Raw genomic sequence first — 14,968 nt, 5'->3', positions numbered from 1 at the left:
CACGGTACTGTCGTTATTCTTCGAGCCACTGACCATTATCTTGCGGGCGGATCCACGCTTGTGAGAACCAATAATAGCCCGTTTTAGTTTTGCTGGGTGCTGTACAGTTATAACGTGAACGCCCTGGAGCTAAATCTGATGATGCTTGAATCGATAAGCGATTTTCACTTAACCAAATAGGTTTCTTCGGTCCTTGGCCTTGAATAAAACACATCACTTGATGTGGGTAAATATCCTGCGTATCAAGAGTTAACTCCAATTTAGGTCGCCACTTACCTGATACCAATAATGGATCGCTGATGTTCTGCTTAATCACCGGCATTGGTAAACTGGAAAACTTAACCGTTAAACTCGCTAAATCAGCATAAGCATTGGCAACCGGAAAGCGCGGTAATGCCGTTAGTGAAGCATATTCCCCTGCGGCACCAGATTGCTGACCAAAGCCAACAAAGCCCTGTTTCGCCAAAATTGCTTCTAATTTGTTAGTGTATTCACCATACGGGTAGGCAAACATTTTTACACTTTGGCCAGTACGTTTTAATATTTCAGCTTCTGTCGATAAGATATTATCTTCGACACGGGCTTGCCATTGGGCTTGGGTTTCTTTGCCTTGACGACGAATTAAATGTTCGTGTCCCCAGCTGTGGTTGGCAATCGTCACGCCTTGCTCGGATAAGGCAGTAATGTCTTTCCAACTCATCATGCCCTTGAAACCGGCATCGATGGGGGCAACAGAAATAAACACAGTGTACGGAAATTGATGTGAGGCTAGAATGGGCGCAGCATTGTTGATAATGCTGTCATAACCGTCATCGAAAGTAATCACAATACGTCTATCGGCTATTGGCGTGTTATGCTTTATTGAATCAACAGCTTCAGCTAATGAAATCACGGTAAAATCATTATCAGCCAAGTACTGCATCTGTTCAGCAAACTGACTTGGCGTGACACTCGTGCTTTTGGGGGTATTTTCCGACACGTGGTGATATTGTAAAATGACCACCGCATTGGCATCAAAATTCAATACACTCAAGCTGAACAACACCAACAATAAAGCTATTTTTTTAACCATGATTATCCATACCTATGTCAGTTAGCGCATTACTATTAAACCGCCAAAAAAATCGTCAATTATTGGCTTTAGCGACACCAATGATACTGTCGAATATCACCATTCCGCTATTAGGATTAGTTGATACTGCGGTGATTGGTCATCTTGGACAAGCTTACTATCTTGGTGGCGTAGCACTAGGCAGTACCATTATCACCTTAATGATTTGGTTACTCGGCTTTTTACGCATGTCCACCACCGGGTTAGTCGCACAAGCCTACGGTGCTAATGATACCTCAACTCAACAACAATTACTGATACAAGGTTGCAGCCTAGCATTAACCTTGGGAGTAGCTTGTGTAATATTACACTCTCCCATACTTGATTTAGCATTAAGCCTCAGCGATGCCAGCGAACAAGTGATGTTCTACTGCCGCCAATACGTCGAAATTCGAATCTGGTCACTGCCTTTTGCTCTCGTCAACTTAGTGTTATTAGGCTGGTTACTCGGACGCCAAGCGCCGAAAGCAGCCATGTGGCAATTAATTATCGCTAACAGCGCTAATATTATTCTCGATATTGTATTTGTCATCATCTTTAAATGGAATGTCCAAGGCGCTGCATTGGCATCGGTTATAGCTGATATCAGTGCTTTTTCAGTGGCATTGATTATGGTCAAACGCCAGCTAGTACATACTGGAGGGCTTAATTTAAGCCAAGTTATCGCCCATTTATCATGGCGCGGATATGCTCGTTTACTCACCTTAAACCGTGATATTTTTATCCGCAGTTTGTGCTTGCAAGCCGCCTTTAGTTTTATGACCTTTTATGGTGCCGGTTTGGGCGACAATACGATTGCCGCTAACGCAGTGCTGCTTAATTTACTCATGCTGATATCTTATGCGTTGGATGGTATAGCTTATTATGCTGAAGCCGAAGTGGGCCGCGCATTTGGTCAAAAAAATCCAACATTACTGCATGACAGTGTCGTATTGGCATTTAGCTGGTCGGCAATGGTTGCGGTGTTATTTAGCCTGCTTTTTTGGTCGGCAGGACCATGGATAATTCAGCTATTAACCAATATTGAAGCGGTACAAAACGCTGCAAACAACTACTTAATCTGGCTCATTTTTATGCCTATCTTGGCATTTGGCTGTTACCTGTTTGATGGTGTGTATATTGGTGCAGCGCACGGGAATATTATGCGAAACAGCATGATAATTGCGACCTTTGGCGTTTACTTTCCGAGTTGGTACCTATTGCAAGATTGGGGCAACCACAGCCTTTGGGCTGCGATGTCAATATTCATGCTATGCCGAAGCGTGACTCTTGGCTGGCACTATTACTACAAACTCAGATATCAACTGGCGGCCGTATAATATATTGAAGACCTTGATATAAAAATGTAACATCCAAATAACATTTTTATATCGCATTACATGGACCTTTAATGAAACGGATTTTATGGCTTGTTGTTATTAGTTTATGTCTATTTTCGCTTAGCTCATTTGCCAAACCTCTGCCTATAGAAGCCTTTGCCAGCATCCCAGATGTCCGCTTTGTTAGCTTATCTCCAGACGGTAAAAAATTGCGTCGCTCGTACGAGTCAGTACTAATGAGCTTGAAGGCCAAGTACTCACTATTCGCGATATTCAAACCAATAAAGATATTTATCCATTACAAACTGACAATCATAAATTTGTCATTTTATCGTTAACGTGGGCAAATAATGATGTCATCTTAATCGAGTCTAAATATCCCGCCATCCGTCGAGGTGTTCCCACAACCGAAACACGGTTAATAAAATACTCACTGAGCGACAATAAAACCTCAAGTGTGTTTTCTAATCGTTCTCTATCGCGTTTTGTCGATTTACCGCAATTACAAGCATCGGTTATTGATTATCTTGACAACGATCCAGATCATATCCTCATGCAAATTCAAGGTTTAGGTTCTAAACCACAATATGAAAGCGTCGTTAAAGTCAGTTTAAAAACAGGCGGTATCAAGACTTTACAACCAGCACGTATGCACATTGGAAACTGGTTAACCGATAGGCAGCACAAAGTGCGTATTGGCATTTATCGCGATGACACTACCTACCGTATTTACGAGCAAAAAGGAGCGGGTGAAGATCTCCGTAAGTTATGGGAGTTCGAGGCTTTAGCAGAAGACGTAATTTGGCCTATCGGTTTTGACCATGACCCTAATATCTTATATATCAGCGCCTATCATCAAGGTTTTAAAGCCATCTTTAAAGTCAATTTAACTGACCCGACATTGACTAAAGAACTCGTTTCTCACAATGAAAATTACGATGTTGAAGGCTGGCTAGTGTATTCCGCGCTAAAACAAAAGGTCATTGGTTTAAGCACCGACATTGAAGGTGAATATCTGTTCTGGGACCAAGATTATATCAAGTTGAACAATGGTCTTACAACTGCATTACCAGAGTCACATAATGTGATCACTCAGTTCAGTGATGATGAACGTCGTTACATCGTTTATGCTACTGGCCCTATTGAATCTGGTGCGTATTACTTTGGAAATAGAGATCAAAAAGCACTTTACCCTATCGCTTACCGTTACAGCCAATTACCACCAGAAGTGTTATCTCAGCCACAAACAGTCCATTATAATGCTCGTGATGGTTTAGCCATTGAAGCCTTTCTCACTACTCCAAAAGACACTGACGCCAAAAACTTACCGACCATAATTTTCCCCCATGGTGGACCTATTAGCTACGACTCAACCACGTTTGATTATTGGGCGCAGTTTTTAGCTAATCGTGGCTATGCTGTGCTACAAATGAATTTTCGAGGATCGTCAGGCTATGGCTTCAATTTCATGAGTTCGGGTCTTAAAAACTGGGGCCTAGAAATGCAAACCGACATTGAGGATGGTACTCACTGGCTTATCGAACAAGGTATTAGCGATCCTAAACGCGTGTGTATTGTCGGTGCCAGTTACGGTGGTTATGCCGCATTAATGGGCGTAGCTATCACCCCCTATCTGTATCAATGTGCCATTAGTGTCGCGGGCGTAACTGACCTTGAATATTTAGTTAAATCATCGCGTCGGTACGACAATAGCAAAATTGTTAAAAAACAAATTGGTGATGATTACGACGATTTGTATCAGCGCTCACCTATTAGCAAAGTAGCCAATATTAACGTGCCGGTATTATTAATCCACGGCACTAAAGATCGCGTGGTGCGAGTGCAACACAGTGAAGAAATGTATGATGCGCTTAAGGATTTACATAAACCCGTAAAGTATATCGAACTGGAAAATGGCGATCATTACTTAAGTAATAATGAACATCGTCTTACAACATTCATTGCAATAGAACACTTCTTAGCGACCAATCTTGGGGTAAAATAACCTCAAATAGCCCAAGTCGTCACATACGAGAATACTATGACTCAAGAATTGATTATTACCGACATTGAAGTTGGCAACGGTAAAACCGCAGTTAAAGGCGCGCTAATTACCACTCGTTATAGCGGTCGATTAGCCGACGGAAGTCAGTTTGACGCTTCAGATGCGTTTCAGTGTGTCATTGGCACCGGCAGAGTCATTAAAGGCTGGGATCAGGGTATTATTGGTATGAATGTCGGCGGCAAGCGACAACTATCAGTTCCGGCTCATTTAGCTTATGGAGAACGCCAGATTGGTGAGCGTATTCCAGCACACTCAGATTTATTTTTTGATATTGAATTACTTGAAGTACTCACTCGAGACGACTAAAGCCACTAGATGGCGAAAACCTAATCGATACCAACAAAAAACGCGACCTCATAATGAGGTCGCGTTTTTGTTTATTAGCTTTGTTAGTAGCAGTAATTCATCACGCGATTAGGCGTAAGAATGCTCGCCATGCTCATGCTCTGTCACGTCACGAACACCAGTCAATTCCGTTGGGAACATATCTAACAATTGCTTCTCAATACCATCTTTTAAGGTGATATCAACTTGCGAGCAACCGTTACACCCACCGCCAAACTGCAATACTGCAACACCAGCTTCGGTAATTTCTACCAGCATGATGTTACCGCCGTGGCTAGCAAGTTGTGGATTAATCTCTGACTGAATAATATATTCAATACGTTCAACTAATGGCGCATCTCCAGACACTTTGCGCATTTTTGCGTTAGGTGCTTTTAATGTTAGTTGCGAACCAAGCTGGTCGGTTACAAAGTCAATGCTGGCATCATCTAAAAATGGTGCACTCTTTTCATCGACCATAGCACTAAAGCCATTAAATGGAAGTTCTACATCATCAGCTTCAGCGGCATCAGGTGGACAATAAGACACACCACACTCTGCTTGTGCAGTACCTGGGCTGATAACAAACACACGAATGTGCGTACCTTCCGGCTGGTCGGCCAATAGTTTGACGAAATGGGCCTGAGCTGTATCGGTAATGGTGATCATAAAAACCTGCTCCGTCAGGGAATACCTGAGTAAATTAGTAAGAATTAGACCTATGATACTCTGTGTTGCATTGGCTTTGTAGTGTCAGTGGGATTTGATCTCGAAAAAATGATCCAGTTCAACTTTTTTTTACCCTAAAAAAACTGCAATGCCCCATATACCAAGCGTTACAAGACATATTAATTAATTGTTTTTATTTACAAAAAATCTTGTTATTACTCAAATCGAATTAATCTAACCTCAACCTAGATTAATCTACGCTTAAAAAGATTTAATCTAACAATCCCGGCGCTTCAGCACGCGCAAGGCACCAGGTTTGCACATGGACAAACTGTAGACTAAATAAACCTGCAATTTCATCTACGGTTGTTCCAGTAGTAACAACATCATCAATCAACGCAACACGCTGATACGTCATACTTGGTTGTAGTGCAAATGCACCATGGCAGTTTTTACGCCTCTGCTTACCCGCAAGTCCCGTTTGTGGCAACGTATCAACAATCCGAATTAAACAACGGTCATCTAGAGGAATATTCGTTAATAGGCTTAACTCTTTAGCAATGAGCCAAGCTTGATTAAAACCTCGCTGACGTAAACGATTGGGATGTAACGGAACGGGGATTAACACTTGTGGTCGCCTAATAATGCCATGCTTAATTAACAATGCGATTCGACAGGCTAGTTGCTGAGTTATCGCGTTAAGCGGTGCACATTGCTGTTGATATTTAATAGCAGCAATAACAGGTCCCAGCCCTTGATGATAACTACAAGGGGCTACCACCCAATTAGGGGTGTGTTTAAGGCATTTACCACAATAAGCCTGCAGCAACGCTATTTCGCGCCCACAACCTAAGCACACTTCGTGCTGATACAAACTTGCCGCTAGACACACTTGGCAAACACCTGTGAGCACTTGATTAGGGAACAATTGCTGATAACCCGTTTGATCTATCCTTTGCTGGCACAGCAAGCAACGGTTGGGTAAACTGCCTAGTAAAATGACCCTGGCACGCTGAAGGCGCTTGACGCATAAACGTAAGATATGGCTGATATCGATTGAATTATTGATTGGCGGCATTGGCTATTCATTCCATTAAATAGACTCAAAAGAGGTGTTAACCGTGAGTTTTCCTGCATTGCATATTGATACCGTAGGCTCACAAGGCCAAGACATCGTGCTATTACACGGTTGGGGTGTGAATAACCAAGTCTTTAGTCCATTAAAAAACGCATTGCACCAGTATAGAGTGCATTATGTTGATTTGCCGGGTTTTGGGTTAAGTCCCAATATCGACGGAGACATAACGCAATGGTCACAAGCACTTGCAGAGCAACTTCCACAACAGGCAATTTGGATTGGTTGGTCGTTGGGAGGGTTAATCGCTAGCCAAATTGCCATCGATTACCCAGAGTCAGTGGCTGCATTAGTCACTATTGCCTCATCACCATGCTTTATGGCCCGCGAAAGTGTTATGGCTCACGAAAAAGACGACTCAACCCTATCTTGGGCAGGTATTCAACCTGATGTATTGGCACAATTTTCAAGTCAATTAAGTCGCGATTTGTCTCGCACTGTTGAACGGTTCCTGGCAATTCAAGCCATGGGAAGTGATAATCCAAAATCTGATATCCAACAAATAAAAAGCTTAGTGTTAAGCAAACCATTGCCGACACAACAAGGCTTATCACAAGGATTGGATATGTTAGCGCAAGTAGATTTACGTGCCACGATCACTCAAATACAGCAGCCATGGTTACGAATTTGGGGAAAGTTAGATAGTTTGGTGCCGAGAAAGATTATCTCGTCATTACCAAGCAGTGACAACATTGAAGATGTGCTGGTCCACAAAGCATCCCATGCACCGTTTATTTCGCATCCCGATGCATTTTTAAACCATTTATTACTCTGGCTCACAAAATACCGCTAAAAATACCTTAATAGCACTTTAGCCTTGGCCAAATATTGTCTATAATTTAGTCAAGGCATCGTATTGACAAGGTCAACATGATAATTACCACTCATTATCCACAAGTACCGTTAGCAACTTCGAATGTTGCGACGGATCTTGCACGAGTGGACAATCAACAAAAACCGCCGATTATCCCGCCACAAGAACCGACAAAAGAGCATGCTGAACGGTCATTAAACCAACAAAATGAACGCGCTACGCCTTACATTGTCGCGGAGAAAAAACAGCAGCAAGAGCAAGCTAAACGACAACAGCAAAGTGTCACACAACAAGCGGTAGAGTCTAAAGCAATTGCCTCGCCAGTCATTCGGCCTCAAGTCATTAGAATCATGGCTAGCCAAACCCCAGCGCTGCAACGTAAAGATATTCAACTAAAAACACAATCGACAAATGCTAAAACAACACCAGAGCCCCGTCAACGCCAAGCGCTAGACACTGGCATATCCAAAGCGACCTACCAACAATTCGGTCAACGGATTGGTCAATTTTATCAACAGCAATCCGCCCCAAATAATGAGTCTCAACTACAAATATTAGCGTGATACTTCTTTGGTAGCCATATCAGACAGTGTCGGTTTTGCCTCTGAATTAGCCGAACGATACAACATTTTGTTGTACGCTAAACTCCCCCACAATGCCCAACCTAACGCGGCTTCTGCTTGCGATTCATTCAATGTGGTCGGAGTCAATTTTTCAGTCACAAAATTATAGGTAACACTTTCCGGTGGTAATTCAGGTTGTAAAATAGTCATTTTATTCCCCTCCAATAAACCAAAGTTTTTATCATATTGCATCATTGCTCGACCCGGCCAAGAGTCTGGCATTGTGGTTAAATCACGGCCTAGCATTGGATAGCTATCCGAAATACCCAGCAACGAAATTAACGTCGGCGACATATCAATTTGGCTAACAACACGTGGATCGCGCTTCGCATCAATCCCATCACCTAATATAAGCCCAGGAATACGAAAACGTGACACAGGTATTAGTGCTGCGCCACCCACTCGACTGTCATGATCGGCCACAACGAGGAATAAGGTATCTTTCCAGTAATCTGATTTTTTAGCTTTTTTGAAAAACTCACCCACGGCATAATCGGCATATTTCACCGCGTTATGCATGGTATATTGCGGCTGTTCGTACAACTCAATACGGTCATCTGGGAACTCATACGGATCATGATTACTTGAACTAAACACTAGACTAAAGAACGGCTTACCCTCTTTGTGCATCCGCGAAAACTCTTCATCCGCTCTAAACAATAAATCCTCATCAGACACCCCCCAAGACGCCACAAACGCGGGGTCTTTATAGTCACCTTGATCAACTATATCGGTAAAACCATTGCCTAAAAAGAAGCTGCGCATATTATCAAAATGGCTTTCACCACCATAAATAAACTGCGTGGTATAGCCATGTTGCTTCAATAAATCAGCAATGGTAAAAAAGCCTGTTTGACTCTTCCCTAGTTTCACCACGGCGCGTGCTGGCGTTGGCGTAAAACCGGTTGTTACCGCTTCAATACCTCTTACCGAACGCGTACCAGTTGCGTATAAATTTTCAAAAAACCACCCTTGTTTAGAGAGTTCGTCAATATTAGGCGTTAACGGTAAACCACCTAAACTTCCCACAAAACGCGCACCTAAGCTTTCTTGTAAAATGATCACAAGGTTCTTTGGTTTACCGGTATAGCTGGCTTGATTAAATGACAACGTCGGTATGGTTGATGAGGTAAATGCACTCAGTGGCCGACCGCTTTCACGACGCACAATATCGATCACTTTTGCGTCCGCTAACTTGCCATACACTTTCGATGCATCTTCTTCGTTATTCATTTGCGAAATAGCAAAAAGGAGTGAGAAAGAGGAATTTAACACCAAAGAATTAACTAAAGGATCGTCAGAAAATGCCACCAATGAAGGATTAAGAGGTCGATGCCCCAACGATGAACGCGCACCAAGCACCGAAATAGCAATGACGATAACCGCAAGCACTGGACGCCAATACCATTTAGGAAAACGAATATATTGCGTTAATTTGCCACTTAACCACCAGCCACCCCATAAGGTACCCACGGTGATTAGCGCCGATAAAATAAGCTCGCCTTTACGCCCTGCCCATAACATCGATAACACTTCTTTTGGATAAACCAGATATTCAACATATAAACGGTTAGGTCTAAAACCATATTCAGCAATAAATGACGGCGATGACGCCTCAAGAAAAACCACCACCCATAAACCTAGTGTGAGCCATACGCGTAATATCGTCAGCCAAACACGGCCGACTAAATGCTCACCGGCAAACACTACGGTTCCGAGCGCTGCAATACCCCACAACCAACATAAAGAGGCAAAATCTACCCGTAAACCTTGCAATAAAATGTAGCCCCAACCTTGGGCATCGGATACCCGCTCAGCTTGCCATAAAGACATGCCAATACGGCTCAAACTCATAATAAGCAGAGAGATAACACTAAATATAACAATTGCTTGAAATAAATTATGCGAGGTCTTTTGTGTACTGAGTTCACTTGAACTACTACCAAGACCAAAGAAATTGACAGCCATTTATTGCTCCAAAATTATTATTATTTTTAGGCTTCATATGCAATTAAGTCCGCAACAAGCTAGCCCAAATGTAATAACATAATTACTGGGTAATAGACTAGTATGTGTATCTTAAGGGCAACTTAAGCTTATCGTGTTACTGAAAACCTTGTTTACTCAACGATTTTAAACAAGATTTTTTGTTATATTTTCAATATCATCATCGTAAACGGGCTACGAGAAGACACAGTAACAAAAACCATCTGAGCCTAAGACCTTAGCGAAGATATTAAGTTCAGGGCGTAATAACATATATTAACATCTTATTTACAGTCGGTTAAATTCTGTTTTTTAAAAAGGTTTTTTGCATCGACTTACACCATCGCCGCATGGTCACTCGGAATCAACACAGTAAACATAATTTTGTCTTCCGAAACCAATTCAAAACTAAACTTAAATCCATTCACTTTGGCAATATTTTCAACGATGGCCAATCCTAATCCATGCCTTTCGCTATTTGATCGCGATTGTTCAGCCTGGAATAACGGTAGCGTAAGTCGCTCTAAATCATTCGCATTAATACTGGTCACTAATTGATTTTCAACACTAAAACTTAATCCTTTATTATCAGAAACTAACCTTATTTTAATCGATGACTTTGGCGGACTGTAGTACAGTGCATTATCAAATAAATTGGTCAAGATAAGGTGCAAAGAAAACTCATCGACAAGGCAGCTTTGATCCAAAACACTATTTTCAATATTCAAACGAGAATGAATAGTCGAGTACTTAAATGCCAACTCATCAATAACCTGGCCCATCAAGGTTTTGATATTGATATGCTGGCGATGTAGATTAATATTTTCAGATGTGGCTTGTTGCAATAGTAGTAAATTATTGACTATGGTTTTCATCCGTAAACTAATGCTGAGTACATCTTGTTTATAGCTCACGCCAATACGCTGATCATCCGGATAACGAATATAAATTTCACTCAAACTAATCAACTCACTGATGGGTGTTTTCAGTTCATGAGCGATATCGGCAGTAATGCGCTTTTCTGTTTGTAAGTATTGTTGGCTAATTTTGACAAATTTATTCAGTTCATTACGAATTGGTTCAATTTCGAGATAACGTTCAGACTCATTAGACAGTGGGATGTATTTTTTAGTGACATCGACGCTTTTTAGCGACACGTTTAATTCGTTCAACGGGGTCAAACCACGATGAATAACCTTCACTACGGCCCAACGGATTAACACAATCACCAGTAGTAAGCCAATGGCTAAACTAGAGTCGATGATCACCAAAATTTGCGACAAATCTTCAGTGGTAATGGCTATGGTTAACCACATGGGTTCGACTGTATCCATCATTGACCGATTAGTTTTAGGCACTTGCGGCTCAAAATACGACACCATCGCCCTGCCGTTTCGACCATCTGGTAACACTACATCTGCAAAAAAAGCACTGTTGAGTGGAATGTCTTTTTTAAGTAAATCTACACCCTCGAAATTACGCAACGACTCAGAACGTTCAAACACGCTTGAGCCTTGCCACAATTGAAAAAAGCTTGCTTTAGTCGAGATGCCAAATTCAGGCATAAACTCGCCAGCAAAATCAAATTCGGTGCCTTCTGGAGTCACTTTAACTAAGGTCTTTAGGTAGTTAGACTTGTCTGTTAACGCGCTATCAAACTCAACATCGACCCAATTATCGATACTGATATCAATCGCCAAAAACACCAAAATCAACATGGTTGATACCACATAGGTCATGGTATTGACTAAATTGGTGGTTAACGATCTCATTAATTTTCACCCACAAAATAGCCAAAACCACGTTTGTTTTTTATCGGTAGCGTCACCCCTACGGCTTTAGCTTTTTTACGCACGGACGATAAATGAGCCTCGATGGTGTTTTTTGATAAATGATTAAATGAACCCACGACTGCTTCACTGATTTGTTCAGGATTAAGTACTTGCTTAGGGTTACTAAATAAATATTCAACAATTTTAAATTCGTTTTTAGTCAGATCGATATAATGGCCATCTGCATGAAGTGATTTATTACTTGTGTCTAAAACAAAATTAGCAATACAAATAGTTTTAACTTGTTGATTGAGTTCACCACGGCGACCAAGAGTCACGAGTCGGGCTTGTAATTCGTCAAACGAAAATGGTTTACACAGATAATCATCGGCACCCGCCAATAAGCCAGTAACACGATCTTCAGCTTGTGATTTAGCCGATAAAATAATGACCTTAGATTGATTACCTAATTTACGAATACTCTTAAGTAAACTCAGACCATCTACATTAGGCAGCATGAGATCCAAAATAATGAAATCATAAGAATTAGTGAGCGCCATACTTAAGCCCTCAGAACCATCACCGGTTTCATCAACGGTATAACCTAAATGATCCAAACCAACTCTAATGCCGCGACGCAGCGCTTCAGAGTCTTCAATTAACAACACTTTCATTGAGTGTCCTTTATCATAATTGCGCCTATATCCATATTACGAGTGATGCAGTCCAAACGGAAAAAGTAACCTAAACTCGGGATAACAAACTACCATTAGCAAACTTATTTCTATGCTATCCATAGCGATAAGTTAACAGCCGACACGTTGCGGGCAGATTAACCGTTTACGAGTCAATTATGCCCATAAAACAACCCACCAAACAATCGCTGCCATCAGCATGCTGAGAAACACAAATGCAGAAGCAATATCTTTGGCGAGCCCAGATAACTCATTAAACTCCAGGCCAATACGGTCAACCACCACTTCTACAGCAGTGTTAACCAGTTCAGCAAACAATACAAATAGTAACGCCAGCACTAACATGGCAGATTGCGGCGCACTAATATTTGCCATACAAGCAAATACAGTTAATGGAATAAACAGCATTAACTCTTGCTGAAATGCCGCTTCATTACGGCACATCCACTTTAAACCATTAAAGGTATGTTTACAGGTATACAGCAAGCGCATAATGCCATGGCGTTTCACCACAATTTTGGGTTGCTTTACTGTCGCGTTCTTTGTCGCACTCTTTGTAACATTATCATCAGACGTAGATGATGAAACTGAAATTGTCATCGATATATCCCTAGTTCATTTTACAATCGGTGGTGATATCTAGCTTAGGATCACGTACCGAACTGCTAACACCGTATAGCCCTAACAATGTATGGAACAAGTTGTCATGTGAGTACGAGCCACTTAATGCATGCTCGGCAACACATTCACGATCAATTTCTTTAGCTTGTGTGTAGTCTTGTGGTAACCACATAAACCAAGGCACATGAGTTTGTTGGCTCGGCGCAATGCTGTAAGGCGTACCGTGTAAATACATACCACTTTCACCCAACGACTCACCATGGTCAGATAAATACACCAGCGCGACGTTATATTTGTCTTGATACTGCTTAAGTACATTAATCGTTTCTGCCAACACAAAATCGGTATAGGCAATAGTATTGTCGTAAACATTAACAATCTCTTGGTCGCTACAGTTTTCAATATCGCTGCGGCTACAAGCTGGCGTAAATAACGCTTTATCGGCTGGGTAACGCTGCCAATATGTTGGTCCGTGACTGCCAATAGTATGCAAAGCGATAAATTGATTATCTAAGCCTTTACCCGACAGTGCACTGGCTTCACTGTCTTGTTGTAATTTTTGGCTGAGTTTTTCAACTAAAATCTCGTCATAACAACTTAAGCCATCACATAATGGATTTGGCTCGCTCGGCGAAATATCAATCTTATTAACGCGGGCCCCAACGTCTTTATCACCGCCATCGTTTTCAAACCATGTCACGTTAACACCAGCGGCGTTAATCACATCAAGTACGTCATTTCGAGCATCGGCAACTTCACGATTGTAATTATCATGAGTGAGGTTTGAGAACATACACGGTAATGAATGCGCTGTAGCCGTGCCACACGACGACACATTTTGTAAGGCAATCATGCCTAGGTTTTCTGTGTACGGGTTGGTATGACGTTGATAACCGTTATACGCCATATTTTCTGCACGGGCAGTTTCACCGACAACAAGCACCATAAGGGTCGGTTTGCCATTCGTGCTAGGGATTAACTGTGCATCTTGACCAATAGGGTCAAAGGTTAATTTTTCAGTAAAGTAACGGTTGTTTAGGTATTTAACCGTATTATAAATATGTGCAGGAATAATCATCTTATTCAGATAATTATTATTGCGCCCCACTGACGCATAGTCTTTGTAAAAAAACAGCACCATCAACCCGACTAACGCCATACTGATTATTGTAAAGCCAGCGCGACGAAGCACTATTTTGGCCAGTGACGGACCACTCGATAATTTGGTGCGGTATAACAAAATAGAAGGCAATACCCCGAGCACCAACACATAACCAATTGAATGTGAATTGATGTAAGAAAACGCTTCGCCAGAATTGGTTTCAAAAATATTTTCAATCATGCCGTAATCAAACATCACGTTGTACTGCAACATGGCATACATGGCCGCAGATGATGTCAGTAACAACACAATCATCACGGGTTTAAAAACAAATTTAAAAGCAAATAAGCTAAAAATAAGCATAAAGAAACTGCTTAATAACAACGCAGGTGACAAAGAAAACAGCACATGACCGTCTGCTGATAATTGATAGATTTTACGGATTATCGGAAAATTTAATACCAAGCCAAAATAGACAGCGATAATGCAGGTCATCGCCTCGTAACTTATGCTCTTTGGGGTGATACTGGATAATGTTTTCGTTAGTAATTTCAATTTTGCCACTCGCAATAAACTCGACTGGCGCTGATATTCAACCAAAACACTTAAGATCTACTGAATAAAAACTGAATTATTGCTGCGGGGCTTTATTCAGTTTCAAAATATAAAAATTAGCTAAAAAAAAGCCCTCACACATCAGTGCAAAGGCTTTAGAATCAATATATTAGCTAA

Annotated in this window: 14 protein-coding genes; 6 read left to right on the top strand and 8 right to left on the bottom strand. The window is 41.5% G+C overall.

The features are described from left to right. Positions 1-13: 13 nt before the first annotated feature. Entirely contained in the window at positions 14-1,072 is a 1,059-nt protein-coding gene (locus AAEY98_RS04415; protein ID WP_350996581.1) for a polysaccharide deacetylase family protein, read from the bottom strand. 14 nt (positions 1,073-1,086) lie between these two features. Between AAEY98_RS04415 and AAEY98_RS04410 the strand changes: the two genes are divergently transcribed. The 4 genes from AAEY98_RS04410 to AAEY98_RS04395 all read left to right on the top strand — a co-directional run bounded on the left by AAEY98_RS04410 (position 1,087) and on the right by AAEY98_RS04395 (position 4,801). Then, positions 1,087-2,430, top strand: a complete 1,344-nt coding sequence (locus AAEY98_RS04410; RefSeq protein ID WP_351015216.1) for an MATE family efflux transporter — start codon at positions 1,087-1,089, stop codon at positions 2,428-2,430. A gap of 71 nt (positions 2,431-2,501) precedes the next feature. Beyond that, positions 2,502-2,768, top strand: a complete 267-nt coding sequence (locus AAEY98_RS04405; protein WP_351015213.1) for a hypothetical protein — start codon at positions 2,502-2,504, stop codon at positions 2,766-2,768. Positions 2,769-2,887: 119 nt separating this feature from the next. Next, positions 2,888-4,435 carry an alpha/beta hydrolase family protein gene (locus AAEY98_RS04400; RefSeq protein ID WP_351015211.1) on the top strand — a complete coding sequence of 516 codons (1,548 nt, stop codon included), beginning with the start codon at positions 2,888-2,890 and terminating at the stop codon, positions 4,433-4,435. A gap of 36 nt (positions 4,436-4,471) precedes the next feature. Then, complete coding sequence (locus AAEY98_RS04395) at positions 4,472-4,801, top strand: FKBP-type peptidyl-prolyl cis-trans isomerase (protein ID WP_011635735.1); 330 nt, start codon at positions 4,472-4,474, stop codon at positions 4,799-4,801. Positions 4,802-4,909: 108 nt separating this feature from the next. On the opposite strand, the gene nfuA is transcribed toward AAEY98_RS04395, so the two are convergent. After that, the gene (gene nfuA / locus AAEY98_RS04390; RefSeq protein ID WP_101084874.1) at positions 4,910-5,488 is read right to left on the bottom strand and encodes a Fe-S biogenesis protein NfuA; all 579 of its coding nucleotides are present in this window, start codon (positions 5,486-5,488) and stop codon (positions 4,910-4,912) included. 271 nt (positions 5,489-5,759) lie between these two features. After that, on the bottom strand, positions 5,760-6,566 hold the full coding sequence (locus AAEY98_RS04385) for a ComF family protein (RefSeq protein WP_192114004.1): 807 nt from the start codon (positions 6,564-6,566) through the stop codon (positions 5,760-5,762). A 43-nt stretch (positions 6,567-6,609) separates the two neighbouring features. Here AAEY98_RS04385 and bioH point away from each other — a divergent pair, with 43 nt between their 5' ends. Continuing rightward, complete coding sequence (bioH, locus tag AAEY98_RS04380; RefSeq protein ID WP_162022063.1) at positions 6,610-7,416, top strand: pimeloyl-ACP methyl ester esterase BioH; 807 nt, start codon at positions 6,610-6,612, stop codon at positions 7,414-7,416. A gap of 77 nt (positions 7,417-7,493) precedes the next feature. Continuing rightward, complete coding sequence (locus AAEY98_RS04375; protein ID WP_101084871.1) at positions 7,494-8,000, top strand: hypothetical protein; 507 nt, start codon at positions 7,494-7,496, stop codon at positions 7,998-8,000. Here AAEY98_RS04375 and AAEY98_RS04370 read toward each other — a convergent pair. The 5 genes from AAEY98_RS04370 to AAEY98_RS04350 form a co-directional block, all read right to left on the bottom strand. Then, on the bottom strand, positions 7,992-10,028 hold the full coding sequence (locus tag AAEY98_RS04370; RefSeq protein WP_162022062.1) for an LTA synthase family protein: 2,037 nt from the start codon (positions 10,026-10,028) through the stop codon (positions 7,992-7,994). The genes AAEY98_RS04375 and AAEY98_RS04370 overlap by 9 nt on opposite strands. A gap of 353 nt (positions 10,029-10,381) precedes the next feature. Beyond that, positions 10,382-11,818, bottom strand: coding sequence for a sensor histidine kinase (locus AAEY98_RS04365; protein WP_350996566.1), 1,437 nt, complete (start codon positions 11,816-11,818; stop codon positions 10,382-10,384). Then, complete coding sequence (locus tag AAEY98_RS04360; protein WP_351015208.1) at positions 11,818-12,492, bottom strand: response regulator transcription factor; 675 nt, start codon at positions 12,490-12,492, stop codon at positions 11,818-11,820. Before AAEY98_RS04360 ends, AAEY98_RS04365 begins: the two co-directional genes overlap by 1 nt. A gap of 177 nt (positions 12,493-12,669) precedes the next feature. After that, positions 12,670-13,113 (bottom strand): diacylglycerol kinase, encoded by a 444-nt coding sequence (locus AAEY98_RS04355; protein ID WP_351015205.1) that lies wholly within the window; start codon positions 13,111-13,113, stop codon positions 12,670-12,672. Positions 13,114-13,123: 10 nt separating this feature from the next. Beyond that, on the bottom strand, positions 13,124-14,791 hold the full coding sequence (locus AAEY98_RS04350; RefSeq protein ID WP_351015202.1) for a phosphoethanolamine transferase: 1,668 nt from the start codon (positions 14,789-14,791) through the stop codon (positions 13,124-13,126). Between the last annotated feature and the right edge of the window lie 177 nt (positions 14,792-14,968).

Source organism: Shewanella sp. AC91-MNA-CIBAN-0169 (genome assembly GCF_040310165.1).
Lineage (GTDB): Bacteria > Pseudomonadota > Gammaproteobacteria > Enterobacterales > Shewanellaceae > Shewanella.
This window is presented reverse-complemented; position numbering and strand designations above follow the sequence as displayed.